Origin of the sequence: Acidovorax sp. GBBC 1281, assembly GCF_028473645.1 — a bacterium.
In the GTDB taxonomy this organism is placed as follows: domain Bacteria; phylum Pseudomonadota; class Gammaproteobacteria; order Burkholderiales; family Burkholderiaceae_C; genus Paracidovorax.
In genome coordinates, this window is the sequence record NZ_CP097269.1 from 3,616,556 (window position 1) to 3,634,145 (window position 17,590).

Here is a 17,590-nt window from a genome sequence, read left to right on the forward strand (position 1 = left end):
CCATGGCCACGTACGTCAACGACCGCAGGGCGATCCACGAGGGGCGCAGCCCGGCCATGATTCCGGGGCCGATCAATCCGGTGTTCCCCAAGCCCAACGGGCCACCAGTTCCGATCCTGAACATGGCCCACGGGCCGGGACTCAAGAACGGCACCGCCACGCTCAAGATCGACGGCCAGCCGGTCTCGGTGGCCGGCAGCCGGTTCGAATCCATTCCTGCCACGCCCGACCGGCTGGGCGGCATTGCCGGCGTGCGCTCCCAGGTGGTGGGAGGCGCGGCCGAACCCACCAGCTACAGCAGCGACACCAAATTCGAGGGCCGGGGCAGCGTCCGCTCGTTCGATACCACCAAAAGCAACGCCAAAGTCGTTGAGCCTGGCTGGTTCGAATGGGCGGCCATGAAGGCCCTGCCGGGCCCCTACGACCAACTGGCCGTCAAGGTCCTCGACAAACTTCCTGGCGCGTTGGGGGACGAGCTCATTGCGGTGGGCGATAGCCTCACGGATCCGTGGTCGCTGGTGGGGCCTGCGTTCAAGCTGCTGGGGAAGGCGATTCCTGGCCTGAACGTCCTCGTCGGCGGTGCGGCGGCCGCAGAGGCCGGCGTCCAAATGGAAGAGGTCGCCAAGCAGGTTCAAGAAATGCTTGCGCCGCCGATGACGGACGAGAAGCTCGATCAGATCGCCCAATTCATCGCAGACGAATTGGCGCGAATCGTGGTTGGCTTCGTCATCGGCAAGATTGCCAAGCGCGCCAAGGCCAAGCCGGACTCGGTCGGGAGCCGCGGGGACAACCAGGTCAATCCCAACACACAGGCCAAAATTATCGATGACGCAAACAAGCCCAAACCGGGCATTCCGGGCTGCGAAATGGGCAGTTGCGAACCTGTCATCTTCGCCACCGGCGTCAAGATATTGTCGGAAACCGACTTTGCCTTGCCTGGCCTGCTGCCGCTGGAATGGCGGCGCTTTTACCGCTCGGCCGACCGGCGCCCCGGCTGGCTGGGCTGGGGGTGGAGCACGCCCTTGAGCATCGAGCTGGCCCTGGTCCACGGCCATGTGCATTACTACGATGCGCGCGGGCGCCGGATGGAGTTCCCGCCCTTGCAACCCGGACAGCGCCACTTCGCCGAGCGGGAAAAAATCACTCTCATCCACCACGAAGACGGGCACTACAGCGTCGAGGCCACCGACGGACTGCGGCACGAGTTCGCCAAGCCCGTGCCCGGCCAGTGGCGTCTGCCCCTGGCGCGGCTGCGCGACCGCCACGGCAATGCCATCACGCTGCACTACCCGGCCTATGAAGAAACCGGCGTGGACGGCATTGCGCCCCGCCCCGCCGGCCTCACCGACAGCGCCGGGCGCGAGTTGCACTTCGGCTGGACCGACGCCGGCCTGCTGGCCGAGGTGCGCCTGGAACCCCGCACCCTCGATGGCGTGGAACACCAGGGCGGGGTGCTAGTGCGTTATGCCTACGACAGCGCGGGCAACCTGCAGGGCGATACGCACGCCAATCTCTGCAGTGCCACCGATGCGCAGGGCGGCACCAAGGCGTACCGCTATGAAAATCACCTCCTGGTGGCCTACACCAACAAGAACGGTTTCACCCACCACCAACAGTGGAGCCGGCTGGACGCAGGGGGGCGCGTGGTGCGCACTTGGACCGATACTCCCGGCCTGCGGGACACCCGCTTCGAATACGACCTGGGGTCGCGCACCACCCACGTCACCGATGCCCTAGGCCGGCGCACCAGCTACCACTACAACGCGCACAACGAAGTCGTTGCCGTCACGGAACCCGGACCGGACGGCCAGCCCGTGCGCACAGAAACCCAGATGGATCGGGCGGGCAACCCCATCGCCACTACGGACGCACTGGGTCGCACCACACGCTATGAGTTCGATCACTTAGGTAATCTGCGCGCTGCGACCGACGCGGCCGGCGCCACCACGCGGCTGCGCTACAACGCTTTGAGCCTGCCCACCGAGATCATCGACGCCCTGGGCCACGTCTGGAAGAACGACTACGACGCGCGTGGCGACCTGCGCGAGCACACCGACGCGCTGGGCCACGCCACCCGCTACCAATACGACCCGCGCGGCCTGCCCGTTGCCATCGAGGACGCCCACGGCAAGACCCGGCATCTGCAATGGGATGCGGCCGGCCAACTGGTGGCCTACACCGACTGCTCGGGCCGCACCACCCGCTACCAGTACGACATCCTGGGCAACCTGGCCGCCAGCGTCGATGCCCTGGGCCAGGCCACGCGCTACCAGCACGACGCGCTGGGCCAGTTGCGCATCGCAACGCAAGCCGACGGGGCCGAGCACCGCTACGACCACGACGCCCAGGGCAACTTGGTGGCCTACACCGACCCCAAGGGCGCCATCACCCGCTACGCGTACAACGGCCTGGACCAGCCCGTGGAGCGCCAGGACCCGCAGGGCCAAAGCCTGCGCTACCGCTACGACGCGGTGGGGCGGCTCGTGGCGCTGCAAAACGAGAACGGCGCCTGGTACCAGTTTCACTACGACGCGGCTGACAACCTGGTGCAGGAGATCGGCTTCGATGGCCGAATCCAGCGCTACCGGTACAACGCGGCGGGCGAGCTGACCGAGTTGCACGAACGCGATGCGGCCGAGCCGCCGGACACGCCGTACGACATGGCGCCCGATGCGCCGTTACCGAAGCGCACGCACTTCCAGCGCGATCGGCTGGGCCGGCTGCTGGCCAAGGTCCACAGCAATGGAGAGGCGGCCAGCTACGCCTACGACCTGCTGGGCCGCATGGTCGGCTGCGCCAACGCGCAGGCCCAGGTTCGATTCGCCTACGACCCACTGTCGCAACTGGTCGAGGAAACGCAGGTCCATCTGGGCGATGCCCAGGCAGACAGCGCGCAGGCCCAGGCGGATCGGCACTTCACCTTCCGCCACGCCTACGACGCCCTGGGCAACCGAATCGCCAGCGTGTTGCCCAGCGGCAAGAACGTGCAATGGCTGTACTACGGCTCCGGGCACCTGCACCAGATCCGGGTGGATGGCCACACCGTCAGCGACATGGAGCGCGATGCGCTGCACCAGGAGATCTCGCGCACGCAAGGGGCGTTGACCAGCCGCTACGGCCTGGACCCCATGGGCCGGCTGGTGGCCCACAAAGTGAGCCGGGAAGCCGCCTTGCAAACGCTGCCCGGTGCGGCCACGGAGGCGTCGTTGCGGGACCGGGACCCACCACCCGGAATGCCCGGCCCACCGGGCCTGTCCGACCTGCTGGCCCGTCTGCCACACCTTCCTTCAGGCCATCGGATTGCGCGGCACTACCAGTACGACCGGGGCGGCAACCTCACGGCCACGCAGGACAGCCTGCGGGGCGCCAGCGAATACCGCTACGACGCGCTGGGCCGCATCCTGTCGGCGCACAAAGGCACGCGGAGCACGACGCAGGGTACGCAGCAGGGAGAAGACCGCGAGCAATTCACGTTCGATCCGGCCGGCAACCTGCTCAACCCCAACCGGGGCGGCGAGCAAAGCGCCGGCGGCGTGAGCCACGAGCGGGAGAAGGTGCCCACCAACCGTCTCACCGTATACCAGGATCTGCGGTTCACCTACGACCTGCATGGCAACGTCGTGCAACGGCTGGTGGGCTGGCACACGGTGCAGAACTATCGCTACAGCGCGGAGCACCAGATCGTGGAGGCCACCGTCACGCGCTACCGGGACCGGCCCGCGCTGCAATCGGTGCCGGCTGCCGGCCATGGCCAAACCGAGCCTGCCGCCACCGTGCAGACCACGCGCTACCGCTACGACGCGCTGGGGCGGCGTATCGACAAGACGGACGCCTTCGGCAAGACCCGGTTCGTCTATGACGGCGACCTGCTCGCGGGAGAAATACGGGGCAGCAAAGTCAGCGAATACCTGTACGAGCCGGACAGCTTCGTGCCGCTGGCCAAGCTGGAGTCGGAGGCGAAACAGGCTCCAGTGCAAGAAGTACTAGGGCATATTGCTACAAAAGATGTAGCAAATGAGAAAGCCGAAGACAAAGACTTCGCCATCTACTACTACCAGTGCGACCAGATCGGGGCGCCGCAGGAGTTGACGGACGAGGCGGGGCGGATCGTGTGGGCAGCGAGCTACAAGGTATGGGGGCAGGCGCAGGCGCTGCAGATGCTTCGCAGCACGGGCACTGATGGGGAAGCGGCGGTGTTCACGGCCAATGAAAGACCGCTGGCGTTGGCGGTGAGCGGAGAGGTCCAGAGCCTCAACCTTGTGGAGCAGCCGCTGCGATTCCAGGGGCAGTATTTCGATGGGGAAACGGGGCTGCATTACAACCGCTTCCGGTATTACGATCCGGTGACAGGCAGATTCGTGCATCAGGACCCGATTGGCTTATTGGGAGGGACTAATTCATTTATCTACGCAGCATCGCCTACGGTCTGGGCAGATTTGTTGGGCTTAACTGCTGATAAGCTGGGTAGAAATATGGGACAAGCGGGTCGAGGTTTACGGCAAGGCCAGACCCCCCACCATATTGTTCAGGAGAATTGCAAGAAGAATAAACACGTTCAGAACTCTAGAGAGATTTTAGGGAGAAATAATATTGGCATTGACGATGCCTCGAACGGTGCTAGGCTTTGGGGAACAAATCCTGCACAAACGGCAACCGCTAATCACCCAGGAGCTGCCGCTGCCAGAACACAGGGTACCTATCATGCTGGCCCTCATGTGCACAGTGACATGAACGATAAACTCATATATCAGATCCTCAAAGGAGTTGAGAAAAGAGGAGGAGATGTAGAAAATGCTCTTAGAGATATTGGTCGCCGGCTGGAAAACGGCAGCTGGAAGTACACTTTTTCTTGTTGCTGCAGATAAATGATTGTTACACCTCTAATCGAAATTCCCGAATTCCGAGACATTATCTCCGAATGCAAAAACCTCTTTCACGAAAAAAAGATAACCATTTCAAAAGAAAATAGAGTTGAATCCTCGCTTGCATTGCCAAGCAGTTGGCGTTACTCGCGCGGAGATTACTTTTATCCGTTGCCATATCGCAATGAAATCATGGGTTATCAACCTGCAAAAATTATAAAAAGACAATATCAAAGCACAGATGAAGCAAGCAATAAAGGGATTCACTCATCAGGATTTCTAGAAGGCAAGCATATAGTTACCCGCCATCCCATCGAATTAGATACTGTTATTGATATTTCATTATTTGAATATAATATTAATGAGATTTTACATTTAAATTTAAGAGGTTTTCGCAGAAATTCCAGACAAAAAGAAGACTCTCTCAAAAGCATTGGAAAAACATTTACGCGTGATGATAAAATTATCAACGTTAATTACGCAAGAGATGGAAACTTCTTAGTTAACCTACTCAGGAAAGACGAAAAACAAAATATATTTGAAGAGTATATATACACCAAAGAATGGGATACTAATGATATTTACAAATATATCCATGACGAACAAAATCAGCTGTTAGAGGTTAGAGCCCCAGGGAAATCTGGCAATTTTGACGTTGTGATCTGGAAAAGAGATAAATAAAGATCTAATCGAAAGGAAAACTCTAATTTTTAGCCACTGGACTGCCGTAGCCACGTACCTTAGGGCCGGCAGGGTGATCGTCCACTCGCCGTTACCAACCAATGGCCGGTTAACACGACCGGTCCACGAAATGAGAACAGATGATGGCTGCGGCCAATGCAAAACATCCTGGGTAACCTAGTTGCAGTATTGACCGATTCGTTTACGAACCGTCCCGAGCAAGTTGATTTCGCTAACGAGACGTTAGGGAACCTCTCAAAACCTCCGAATTCGCAAGTTTTAGCGTCGTAACTCGTTGATTTATAAGGGCATCGATTGGCAGAAATCGGGGTTTTGAGAGGTTCCCGTTAGATAACAAGGCGCGCTCTACTAGGGACGCTTCCAACCAAGAACTAGGCAGTAAAGGAGCAGTCACGCACAAAACAACAAGCTGCAACAATTTTTCGGAATCTTTGACACTCTCCAAAAACACACTCCTTTAAAATTTCATTGGGATTTTCCCAAATAAAATCAGGGAGGTGATATGGAGAGAAATTTTCCGAGACCACATGCCATTTCGCGCCGCGCTGCGCTGGCGCTCTGTCTCGCAAATACAGGATTACCCTTCGCAGCCACCGCGAAGGAAGATTTCCCGAACAAGCCGGTTCGTTTGATTTCCCCGTTTCCGGCCGGTGGCTCCACCGATATTCTGGCGCGCCTGCTTTCCAAACACATGTTTCCCGCCAGCGGGCAGGCCTTGGTCGTCGAGAATGTGCCCGGCGCTGGCGGTAATGTGGGAGCGGCCCTGGTCGCCCGCTCACCCGCCGATGGCTACACCCTCGAAATCGGTGCCATGTCCACGCATGCGATGAACGGCAGCATCTACAAGAACCTGTCGTTCGATCCCATGAACGATTTCGACACGGTGGCCTTGCTGGCCTATGCGATCAATGTGGTGGCCGTCTCGGCCAGCGTTCCAGCGCGCACCTTCCCGGAACTGCTGGCCTACATCCGCGCCAATCCGGGCAAGGTCAACTATTCGACCGGGGGCATCGGTACGCACAACCACCTCACGGTCGCGCTGCTGGCGAAGACCGCCGGTCTGGACATCGTTCATGTGCCCTACAAAGGCGGTGGCCCTGCCGTGGCGGCATTGGTTCAGGACGAATGCCAGCTGTATGCAGGCGGGGCCTCGCTGCTGCTGCCCCACGCCCAGGCGGGCAAGGTGCGACTCGTAGCCGTGACCGAGAAGTCCCGTTCGGAATTGCTGCCGGACCTCCCCAGCGTTTCGGAAACGCTCAAGGGGTTCGAGGTGACCAACTGGTATGGCGCGTTCGCACCGCGCGGGCTGGAGGCCAGCCGCCGCGCCCTGCTCAACCAGGAGATCCATCGCGTCATCGCGCTGCCAGAAGTAGCCGAGCGGCTCAAGGGACTGGGCATGGTGCATGCCTCCCTGTCGCCGCTGCAAGTGCGCGACGTGCTGCAGGCCGATCACGACCTCTGGTCACGCACCATCCAGTCGCTGCGGATCGCCAGCGAGTGAGGTGCCGCGTTCATGCGGTGGGCATGGGTCACGTCACGATCCTGTCCCGCTCAGCGTTATGAACAGAGCGCCCGTTCCAGGAAACGCATGGGGAGCAGCGCGTGTAGCTCCTGCAATTTTTTATCCATGACGCAAGCTGCCTACCCAAAGATTTACGCCCTCACGCCACGGTTTTATAAAGGGGTCCTGGTGCGCTGGTCAGTCATGCTGGTGCGGCAGGGCCAGCGCTATCAACGCGAGTTCGCGGTCACAGATCACGGCGGCGTAGAAGACGCCAGGGCCGCAGCACTTGTCTACCGCGACGAATTGCTGCGGACCATCCGTCCGTTGAGCCTGCGGGAGTTCAGCGCCATCGTCCGCAAGAACAACACCTCCGGGGTGCCGGGCGTCTCTCGGAATGTTGATCCGGGAGGGGGTCGCTGGTCGGCCACGGTGTATCTGGCCAACGGCAAATCACAGCGCCGATCCTTTGCAGTGAAGAAATTCGGCGAGGAGCGCGCCAGGGAGCTGGCAATCGAGGCACGGCACCAGATGCTCCAAACCGTGGAAGGGTGGATGGTTCGCCACCCTGACGGTGAACCCCAAGGCCAGGCACTCCCCGACATGGATCGCTCTGCCATGCCTCGTCTTCGCAAGGACCGGGGTGAGCGATCGCCGACACGGCTGTCGCTGGAGCGCCGCGTGTACCGCTATCGGTGGACCCGGACCATGCGCCGCGGCGGGGTGTGGACCGGCGAATACTGGGTCGCGGAGTATTCGACGTCCGACGGCAAGGTTCGGCGCAAGTGCTTTTCTGTGGGGCGCCATGGCGAGGAGGAGGCCATGCGGCTTGCGCTGGAGCAACGCCGGGAATGGGTGCTGAACCCGCCCCCGCCACAGAACCGGACCCGATAGCGCAAGGCTCGCCAATCGGGAGATCCGCCAGTTCGCTTTGTTGGTCCATGGTGGCGGGACCGTGTGTTTGACTGGGTTTTCGGGCGCGATATCCGCGCCGGGAAGATCGGAACGCACCATGCCGCACCCCCGCCTTGCTCGCTATCGGCGCCCTGCCCTCACCCTTCTGGCCGGAACGCTGCTGGCCTCCTTGACGCTCTACATCGGGCTTCACCGTGGCGGCTCTGACGAGCACCGGGTTGCGGAAGACGCGCGCAATGACGACCCGATGGAGGCCAGCGGCGGCCCCTGGGTGCATGGGCCCATGCAGGCGCGGTTCGCGCTCACCCTTTATGCGGATCTCGAATGCCCGTTTTGCAAGACCTACTATCCGGCGCTGAAGGACTGGATCGACCGGCATAACGACACCCGCCTGCAATGGCACCACCTTCCCTTGCCGACACACGAACCGGCGGCATCGAACCTGGCCGCGTTGGTCGAATGCGTGGGACAGGCCCATGGCCACAGCGGCTATTGGGACGCCGTGGCGTGGATTTACCGCAACACCCGTGGCGGCGGCCAGGGTCTGGAGGACGGCCAGCGCTATCCCGGCACCACGCCGGACGTTCAGGAATGCCTGGACAGCGGCTGGGGCCGCGCCGCCGTTCAGGCGCAAGCGGCGGCAGGGGCGCGCGAGGGCGTGGTCGCCACCCCGACCGTGCGGGTGACCGACACCCTCAGCGGGCAGTCTTTGCTGCTGCAGGGACAGGTCGAGGGCGACGCGCTGCTGTCGGCCCTGGATTTGATGGGCAGCGGCAATCCGGTTGCCTCGGACTCCCGATTGTTGGCTGACCCCGCCGCCGATTCGCAGTGAACTGCACGGTGCCATCCGAGGCGTCCGTTGTGCGGGAGTTCACCATGACCAGTGTTTTTGTTCGGCCAAGTTCAACCCCGCGGGGAGGTCCGTTGCTCACGGCGGCCATCGCTCTGGCCAGCGCCTTCGCATCGACCTTCGCCCAGGCCGCAGAGGTGAGGGTCTTCACGCTGCAATCGATCCCTTTGATCGGCGTTTCCCCGGAGGTGGCCGTTGTCCACCTCGATGCGGCCAGCCAGATCGAATCCCGCATCGGCACCCAACTGCCGGCCGATCCAGCACACGCGCAGGCCATTGCGCGAGAACGCCTGAGCCGAGGTGGCGCGACGATGCAGCGGGAACTGGCAGCGGCCTATCAGGGCGTGGCCGATGCCTGGAGCCTGGGGATCACCACCCTGCCTGCGGTGGTCGTGGACCGGCGCTACGTCGTCTATGGCGAGCCCGATGTGGCGAAGGCGTCCGCCCGCATCGCGGCCTACCGAAGGGCCCACCGATGAAACACCGACCTGCATGGCGCGGCGGGATCGCTGCCGCCCTCCTGGGCATGGCTTCGACCGCCTTGGCACTGGACACCGCCACCATCGCCTCGTCCGCACTGTCACCGGATTGCCTGGAGTATCGGGTGGTGGGCATCTGCTACTGGCTGCGCTGCTCGAAGTCGGGCTGCTCGGTGCGCACCTCGGTGAAGGTCCGTCACTACGTGCCGGATGCCGTCGTGTCGAGCTATGCCAACACGGGCGAGAACCCGTGGGTCGAGGTGCGTGCGATGGGCATGCCCAATCCCACCGCAGTCGCGGGCGGCGACGGCACGACCAACCAGAGCAACGAGAACAATCTCTCCAGATTCAAGAACGCCGATGTGATCGGCCATCCGGGCGGATCGCTGTTCGGCCGTTTTGCCAGCGCCTCCGGGTATAGCTGCGAGGGCGCGGGCACGGCCTTCATGCCCTATCTGATCAGCACGCTCGATACCGTGGCCTGGCGCTACAACGTGCCCGAAGCGGTCTATCCCGAAGCACTGATCCCCGGCATGCGGGAGATCGGCGCTCGCACCACCCTCAATCTATGGGGTGCGGTCTATCCGCGGGGCGGCTTCCTGCACCAGACGGACGACCACAAGAGCGGAGCCGTGGTGGCCCAGCGGGCCGGCGATGTCGTCACGCGGCGCGGACAGCCGCATGTCTATCAGCCGATGCTCTCCAAGCCGCGCGCCGGCTACTGGCCTGCCGGTGAGCTCATCGAAGGCAATGCCTTCACGGGGAAGTGGCAGGAACTGACCCCTGCCCTGTCGCCCACCTGTGCGGTGTTCCCTCACTCGAATACCCGGGTGCAGGCCCCGCGTGGCGATTACGCCTGGGCGCTGTGGCGCCCCTACAGCTGCTGCCAGCGGCGGGGCCAGGTGTTCCTGGGCAGCATGGATTTCAACGGTGGAGGCTTGCGGCCATGACGGTTTCTCATTCGACGCGCACGTTCGCCCTGGTCACGGCGATGGCGGTGGTATCTCTGCATGTCGGCGCGGTGGCCCAGAGCGCCGATCAGACCGGCGAGAAGGCTGGCGACAAGGCCAGCGATTACGGCTTGCAGCGCCAGGGCAGCGTGATCGGGGACGATGTGCTCTACAGCATCGGCGGGGGGCGCGCAGTGTCCATGACCAGTGCCGCCCAGATGCGCTCGATCGGGGTAGGGGTCGGCTGGAACAGCAATCTCATTTGCGGCGACATGAACATCGCGACCACGATCCAGAACCAGCTCAATGGGGTCACCAACGGGTTCCAGACCATCATGTCGTCGGTGATCCAGAACGCCAGCAGCGCGGTGGCGTCGCTGCCGGCGCTGATCATCCAGCGCGCCGATCCGGGCCTGTACAACCTGCTGACCAACGGGGTGCTGCAGGCGCGGCTGGATTTCGACCGCTCGAAGGCGACCTGCCGCGGGATCGCGAACCGGATGGCGGACATGGCGGGCGGCCAGTTGGGCTGGGGCCAGTTGGCCGAAGGCATGGCCCTCAAGAAGGCCGTGGCCAGCACCGATGCGGTTTCGGCCATCGACGAGGCGGAACGCCATCGGGGCAAGGACGGCGTGCCCTGGGTGGGCGGGCGCAATGCCGGCGGTGCCGGCCAGGCACCCATCCGGGTGGTCGCGGACGTGACGCGCGCGGGCTACAACCTGGTGAACGGGCGCGGGGTCGAGGACACGTCGCCCATCGATGCCGCCGGGTGTGGCAACCGGCTGGCCTGCGAGACCTGGTCGTCCCCGCAAGCGGCGGTCGAATGGGCCACGCGGGTGCTGGGCGAGGAGGAACAGCGCACTTGCGACAGTTGCACCAAGACCCAGACCGTGCCCGGCGTCGGCCTGACGCCCCTCATTCAGGAGGAATACGACACCAAGCTGCAGGTGCTGCAGGACTTGGTTGCCGGTCGCCAGCCGACGAGCTTCGAGAACCTGCAAGCCGCGAGTAGCGGCTCGCTGCCCGTGACGCGGGGGGTGATCGAGGCGCTGCGCGACGAACCGGACCAGGACGTTCTGGCCCGGCGACTGGCCTCCGAAGTGGCCTTGGCGAGCGTGCTGGAGAAGGCGTTGCTGCTCCAGCGCACGCTGCTGACCGGGCGGATGGAGCCCAACGTGGCCGCCAACGAACTGGCCCAGCAGGCGGTAGGCCAGGACAGCGACCTCCTGGACCGCGAGATCCGCAATCTCAAGACGGAACTGGAGTTGCGCCGCGAGCTCGCCAACAACGCGCCCATGGCCATCATCCAGCGGCACGGCACGCGTGCGGCGGGATCGCGCGGCATCTATCAGGGCGACCCGACGCGCAACCGGCTCGATCAACTGCAACAGCCCCCCACGCGTGGGGGCACGCCATGATGCCCGCGTGGCTGCGACTGCGCTGGCTGCCGGGTCGGCGGGCCGCAGTGGCGCTGCTGTGGGCGGCGGCAGTGATCGCGGTCGCCGTTGTCGCCAATCTGGTGGGCATCCGGATGCTCGGCAGCATCACCCAGTGGGACCGCTGGCTCCAGGAGCAGGCGGCGTGGTTTTTCGCATGGCGGCTTTCGCTGTATGCGGGGACCGGCTGGGGGTGGGTGTGGATGCGCAGGCGTCAGTGCGCCCGCGAGCCGGACGGCAAGGCGCACCAGCGGTTCCTGCGCGCCGAAGTCGCCGCGGCCATGGCGCTGGTGGCACTGGAATGCAGCCTGCTGCTGCAGGCACGCTGACACCGGAGGGATCGGCCGATGACGCTCTACACGACGGACTATCTGGAGTATTACCTGACCCTGGTGGGCTGGCTGGTCCACAACGGAATCTGGAACGTGCTGGTCGCCAGCGGCGTGTTCGCGATCCCGTTCCTGACCATCGTGATCCAGGAGTGGCTCAAGGCACGCTCCGAAGGGGCCGACGAGGGCAACAAGGGGGTGTTGAGCGCCCTGCGGATCGAGAACCGGGTGTTCGTGGCGATCGTGGTGGTGCTGTTCGGGGGCATCCCGTTCATTGATGTGGATCTGTCCACGATCCGCTTCGACGCGTCGCGCTCCACCCAGTGCCAGACAAGGGTGCCCACGCCCGCGCAGACGGGCTGGAGCCAGTCGTTCACGACGCTGAACGAGCAGTCGGCGAAGGTGCCGGTGTGGTGGTTCTTCCTGCATTCGATGAGCAAGGCAGTGACAGGCGCGGCGGTGGCGGCGATTCCCTGCGGCACGGACTTGCGGCAGATGCGGATGGAAGTGGATGCCACGCGCATCGACGATCCGGTGCTGGCCCAGGAGGTGGCGGATTTCTCGAAGGACTGCTACGGGCCGGCGCGGGCGCGGTTGTTCATGCAGCGGCCCGATCTGGACGAGGCGCAGGGCAACGAGGTGACCTGGATCGGTTCGCGGTTCTTCGTGGACACGGCGGGGTATTACGACCGCTACCGTTCACGCACGCCGCGCGAGGGATGGCCCTATGAGGCCGAGCGGGATGCGGGCCTGGCCGAAGTCGCCAGCGGCGGGGGCTACCCGACGTGCCGCCAGTGGTGGTCGGATGGCCAGACGGGTCTGCGGGCGCGGCTCCTGGCCCAGGTGAGCCCGAGCCTGCTCACGCGGCTGGCCAATTATGCGGGGTTCGTGTCCCGCAGCGAGCTGGACGATTCGGTGATCCGGGCGATTGCGGCACCCCGCCAGCAGAAGCTGAACCAGGGGGAGGTATACACGGACTATGGCGGGCAGATCGACAAGACGTTCTTCAACGATCTGGCGCGCGGGGCGGGCAACGTGGGGCTCGCCCTGGGTACGCCGGGCTTCTTCCCGGCGATGGATGTGCTGCGCCAGGCCCTGCCCATGGTGTTGTCGCTGCTCAAGATGGCGCTGGTGATCTGCATCCCGATGGTGCTGGTGATCGGCACCTACGATCTCAAGGTGCTGATGACGAGCAGTTGCGTGTTCTTCGCGCTGTACTTCGTGGATTTCTGGTTCCAGCTGGCACGGTGGATCGACAGCACGATCCTGGATGCGCTCTATGGCTGGGGCTGGGGGTGGAACCGCCCGATGACGAATTTCAATCTCGCGATGGGCCTGGACAATGCGTTCGGCGACATGCTGCTGAACTTCGTGATGGCGACGATGTTCGTCGTCCTGCCAGGGGTTTGGATCACCGCTTTGACTTGGGCAGGTGTCCGCATCGGAAGTGTTGCACAGGCATTTTCCGAAGGCACCAAGGGCGCGGGGAATGCTGCGTCAAAAGGAATGGGTGCCGTCTCAAGCAACCTGAGATGACCGAAAACGTACAACCTCACTCATCTTCGAACATCTCGTGAGAGGCATCGTTGTGAACAACGGGGTCGTAGAACATGCTGTTTCTCAACTCGCTCTCACTCATGAACGGCCAGTCGTCGTTAGTTGAGTCGCTGTCGTGCATCGTCCAAGCGGTAGCCCCAACCGAAACGATGAGCAGTGCAAGGGCGCTGTTGCACAAATCGAATTGCAGACGGCATGACCCCAACCCCAGACGGACCTATGCCACAGCAGTCACCGACACGGTGTGAGGACGGCCGATCTGACTGAACCGATTGAGCAAGGCCACGCGGACATGCAGCTCCACAACCTGGCGGTCGAACGTGCGCGCGATCACCCGTTCGCCCAGTCGCTTGAAGCAGTGCATCTTCGTCTCCACAAGGCTGCGCCGGTGGTAGCCGCTCCACTTCTTCCAAATGCCGCGACCCAGGCGCTGGCACGCCCGAATGGCCTCATTACGATGCGCCGAGCCCGGACTCGACTTCTTCCAATGGCTGGCGTTCTTGCGGGGCGGGATCACCGCCATCGCGTGCCGCTCGGCAATGGCGTCCAGGCAGGCGCGCGTGTCGTAGGCGCCATCGGCACTGACGCTTTCGATGGATTCGTCAGTGGGAATCTGAGCCAGCAACCCGGGCAACATCGGCGCATCCCCAATGGCGTTGCTGGTCACCTCGATGGCGCGTATTTCCAGCGTCTGCGCGTCGATGCCCAGATGGACCTTGCGCCATTCGCGCCGGTATTCAGCACCATGCTTCTTGCGTTTCCACTCTCCTTCGCCCAGGAACTTGATGCCGGTGCTGTCCACCAGCAACTGCAGCGGCGAGTTGGTTCGCTGGTAGCTCAGTTCGACCTGCAAGGTCTTTTGGCGCCGGCAAACAGTGCTGAAGTCAGGTACCGGCCAGTCCAGCTTTGCCAGCCGCAGCAGGCTCTGCACCATGCCCAGCGCCTGTCGCAAGGGCTGGCCGAACAGGCACTTGATGCTCAGGCAGAACTGGATTGCTGCGTCCGAGAAGGTTCGGCTGCGTCCACGCCTGCCGGTCGGCGTGCCAAACCACTGCATGCCCTCATCTAGTGTCCTGTCCCGTTAATTCGCCCGCATAGTCTGGCGAGTTTTTCGAGGATGGAGTCTGCTGTAGCTGTCCAAGTAAACGGCTGGCAGGACTGGTTGTAATTCGCGATGAATGTGTCGATCTTGTTGATCAGATCCTTCACGCTGGTGAACGAGCCACGGCGGATTGCCCGCGTGGTGATGATCGAGAAGAAGCGCTCGACCTGATTGAGCCAGCTTGAATAGGTCGGAACGAAGTGCATGTGCCAGCGAGGCCGCTCGGCCAACCAAGCGCGCACCTTTGGATGCTTGTGGCTGGCGTAGTTATCAGCTATGCAGTGCACATCCAGTTCGTCGGGCACTGCCTTGTCGATGGCGCGCAGGAAGGCAAGGAACTCTTGATGACGATGCCGGGGCCGGCACTGCGCGATCACTTGGCCATTCATCACGTTCAGGGCCGCGAACAAGGTGGTGGTGCCGTGGCGCACGTAGTCGTGCGTGACACCTTCGACATAGCCAAACCCCATTGGCAGCATCGGCTGCGTACGCTCCAAAGCTTGGCATTGGCTCTTCTCGTCCACGCACAGCACCAGCGCGTTGTCAGGTGGGTTCAGGTACAGCCCCACAACGTCGCGCAGCTTCTCGATGAACAGCGGATCGGTCGACAGCTTGAAGCTGTCGGCCCGGTGCGGCTTGAGGTTGAAGGTCTGCAGATAGCGCGCCACCGTGCTCTTGCTGATGCCCGTATCGGCGGCCAGCGTGCGGGTGCTCCAGTGGGTACCCCCATCAGCAGGCTTGGTGTGCAACGTCTTGGTAATCAACTCAGCAACACGCTCGTCATCTACCGTGCGGGGGCGACCCGGGCGCAACTCGTCGTAAAGCCCTGCAATGCGATGGCGCGCATAGCGCCCGCGCCACTTGGTGACAGTGCTACGACTGATCCCCAGAGCCTGCGCAACCGCGGTGCTGGCTTTATCTGTGCCTTCGCAAGTCAGCACGATGCGCGCCCTGAGCGACAACGCCGCTGGCAGCGAACGTGATCGCGCCATGGACGTCAGTTCCGCGCGCTCCACTTCACTAAGCGCAATTTCTGTTCGGGTCGTTGCATTGGGCATGGCGGCACCTCAAGGATGGCCCGAAACCATGCAGCTATCGTGCCTGCGAATTAACGGGACAGGACACTAGCCACATCGTCAACGAGCCTCGCGCTTTCAGCGCCGCGTTGTACGCCTTCCAGTTCGTCGTGCGGTACTTGCTCCGCTGCCTGTTCTTCGTCTCTGTCACGCAGTCAGTCTACGGGCATCAGCATCGCGATTTGTGCAACAAAGCCCAGTGCAAGCCATATCGACGTGTAACCAAGTCCCACAAGTAGTGTGACCCTCATAAACCAAATCAATCTTTTCGCAGTGATCGGAGATACGTTGATGATTGAAACCAACCAGTAACCCAACCATTTCTCAGCGCGCGCCCAGCCACTCCAGACACGCGACATTCCGCGCCCCAGACGGTAGGCACTTTGCTCATTGGGCATCCGACCTCCCCATAATCGTAAATATTTTAACAATTTGTACTGATTGTACAGACAGGGATTTTTCCATGTAAGTGAAACATCCTACCGCAATTCTCTGGCGCGCGTCATCCCTTTGAGCATCCAATCATCGCCTGGAATAACACCTCTTCTGCACTTTCTCCGCTATATTCACACGCGAATTTTGCGGCAGATTCTCTAAACGAGAAGAACTGCGACACAGATCGCTCTTCAAATAGAAAATCACTTCCCGACCAAAGTTCACCCAAAAAATTATAGCGGAGGTGCTGATATGGAGTTTTCCTCATTACAGGAGAAGGCGTCACCAATTCGGAGCTCACGTGGCGAAAGAGGCCGCGACCTGTCAGATTTGGTGATCAGTGACCGAGACAGAGTCATGCAGGAGCTAATTGATTTCCGCGCCGTTGGCACTGTCGTGCGACGTGCCCTTCTTGCACTGGCTGAAGGCACTGCCAAAGGTGCCAAGGCCGTATTGCAGCCGGATGACTCCGAAATCATCTCGCTCATTGGCCACGAAACGCTTGATGCGCGCTTCAGGGACGAACGGCTGAACTGGAAATTGAACGCATTGATCAGCACGAATGCAGCCTACGGCGCGGTCAAGATCGTCGGTTCCAACGCCTACAACCGAACGCTGGGACTGCCGCGGTCGCGTTCCACCATCTTGCTCTATGACAAGCTGACGATGCAGCCTTTGTCCATCATGGATGGCACCCAAATCTCAGCACGGCGAACAGGTGCCTATGCCTCGGTCGTGGTGGATATCACGTTGCAGCATAAGGATCGTCTCACGGTCTTTCTTTACGGCACAGGCCCTATTGCAGCGACCATAATCGATGACCTTCATGCCCATCATGGGCATCGCATCGACAAGATATTCGTCAAGAGCCGCAGCATCGAGACGGCAGCATCATTTGCGAAGTGTGCAGAACAACGTACCCGGCTCCCGATTGAAGCAGTCGTTTCGGACGATCAGCTCGCCAATGCGGATCTGGTCATAACGGCATCCAATGCACGTAATCCTCTGTTCAACGCAGGTTCTCTTTCCGACGATATTGTCGTATTGAATCTCGGAGGCGACGAGACACCTGCGGAATTCATTCGACATTCCCTGGAAGCGGGGACCGTCATTTGCGACGATATCAAGACCGTGTGTCACCGCAACTCCCAGAGTCTTTCCCTGTACTTCTCTCGGCAAAACCTGCGGCTGGAGGAAAGCGCATCCACCTATCGAATTCTCAATTTCAGCCAACTTCTCACCAGTCCTTCGTCCCTTCTTCGGAAACCCGTCTTTGTAACGTGCGTGGGGCTACCAGTGCTGGATCTTTATGTTGCCCAGTGGATATATGAACATCCAATGCGAAATCGTCGCCATGTATACAAGGCGGCGAGATAGACCATCTCAAGCAGGCGGA

The 17,590-nt window shown here is 61.8% G+C and carries 12 protein-coding genes and 3 pseudogenes; 11 read left to right on the forward strand and 4 right to left on the reverse strand.

Going from position 1 to position 17,590, the window contains the following annotated elements; all coding sequences use genetic code 11:
* Window positions 1–2 precede the first annotated feature (2 nt).
* From M5C96_RS16915 to M5C96_RS16960, 10 genes and pseudogenes are all read left to right on the forward strand, one after another.
* Window positions 3–4,865, forward strand: coding sequence for a DUF6531 domain-containing protein (locus tag M5C96_RS16915; RefSeq protein WP_272564281.1), 4,863 nt, complete (start codon window positions 3–5; stop codon window positions 4,863–4,865).
* Window positions 4,866–5,543, forward strand: coding sequence for a hypothetical protein (locus tag M5C96_RS16920; protein WP_272564282.1), 678 nt, complete (start codon window positions 4,866–4,868; stop codon window positions 5,541–5,543).
* 712 nt (window positions 5,544–6,255) lie between these two features.
* Window positions 6,256–7,065, forward strand: coding sequence for a Bug family tripartite tricarboxylate transporter substrate binding protein (locus M5C96_RS16925; protein ID WP_272564283.1), 810 nt, complete (start codon window positions 6,256–6,258; stop codon window positions 7,063–7,065).
* A gap of 126 nt (window positions 7,066–7,191) precedes the next feature.
* Complete coding sequence (locus tag M5C96_RS16930; protein ID WP_272564284.1) at window positions 7,192–7,959, forward strand: AP2/ERF family transcription factor; 768 nt, start codon at window positions 7,192–7,194, stop codon at window positions 7,957–7,959.
* A 118-nt stretch (window positions 7,960–8,077) separates the two neighbouring features.
* A complete protein-coding gene (locus M5C96_RS16935) occupies window positions 8,078–8,812 on the forward strand; it encodes a DsbA family protein (protein WP_272564285.1) in 735 nt (244 codons plus the stop codon).
* A gap of 44 nt (window positions 8,813–8,856) precedes the next feature.
* On the forward strand, window positions 8,857–9,309 hold the full coding sequence (locus tag M5C96_RS16940; RefSeq protein WP_272564286.1) for a TIGR03757 family integrating conjugative element protein: 453 nt from the start codon (window positions 8,857–8,859) through the stop codon (window positions 9,307–9,309).
* Window positions 9,310–9,356: 47 nt separating this feature from the next.
* Entirely contained in the window at window positions 9,357–10,259 is a 903-nt protein-coding gene (locus M5C96_RS16945) for a TIGR03756 family integrating conjugative element protein (protein ID WP_442867397.1), read from the forward strand.
* Between the two features lie 128 nt (window positions 10,260–10,387).
* A pseudogene (locus M5C96_RS16950) lies at window positions 10,388–11,677 on the forward strand (integrating conjugative element protein); the annotation flags it as partial.
* Window positions 11,674–12,024: a hypothetical protein gene (locus tag M5C96_RS16955; protein ID WP_272564290.1), complete on the forward strand. Its 351-nt coding sequence runs from the start codon at window positions 11,674–11,676 to the stop codon at window positions 12,022–12,024. The pseudogene M5C96_RS16950 and the gene M5C96_RS16955, both read left to right, overlap by 4 nt.
* An 18-nt stretch (window positions 12,025–12,042) precedes the next feature.
* The gene (locus M5C96_RS16960; RefSeq protein WP_272564292.1) at window positions 12,043–13,560 is read left to right on the forward strand and encodes a conjugal transfer protein TraG N-terminal domain-containing protein; all 1,518 of its coding nucleotides are present in this window, start codon (window positions 12,043–12,045) and stop codon (window positions 13,558–13,560) included.
* Between the two features lie 238 nt (window positions 13,561–13,798).
* Here the strand turns inward: M5C96_RS16960 and M5C96_RS16965 are convergent.
* The 4 genes and pseudogenes from M5C96_RS16965 to M5C96_RS16980 all read right to left on the reverse strand — a co-directional run.
* A pseudogene (locus tag M5C96_RS16965) lies at window positions 13,799–14,650 on the reverse strand (IS5 family transposase); the annotation flags it as partial.
* On the reverse strand, window positions 14,647–15,741 hold the full coding sequence (locus M5C96_RS16970; RefSeq protein WP_272563777.1) for an IS630 family transposase: 1,095 nt from the start codon (window positions 15,739–15,741) through the stop codon (window positions 14,647–14,649). The pseudogene M5C96_RS16965 and the gene M5C96_RS16970, both read right to left, overlap by 4 nt.
* A 67-nt stretch (window positions 15,742–15,808) precedes the next feature.
* A pseudogene (locus M5C96_RS16975) lies at window positions 15,809–15,910 on the reverse strand (IS5/IS1182 family transposase); the annotation flags it as partial.
* A 4-nt stretch (window positions 15,911–15,914) separates the two neighbouring features.
* Entirely contained in the window at window positions 15,915–16,157 is a 243-nt protein-coding gene (locus M5C96_RS16980) for a DUF3742 family protein (protein WP_272564293.1), read from the reverse strand.
* 289 nt (window positions 16,158–16,446) lie between these two features.
* Between M5C96_RS16980 and M5C96_RS16985 the strand changes: the two genes are divergently transcribed.
* Complete coding sequence (locus M5C96_RS16985; RefSeq protein ID WP_272564294.1) at window positions 16,447–17,571, forward strand: ornithine cyclodeaminase; 1,125 nt, start codon at window positions 16,447–16,449, stop codon at window positions 17,569–17,571.
* Window positions 17,572–17,590 lie beyond the last annotated feature (19 nt).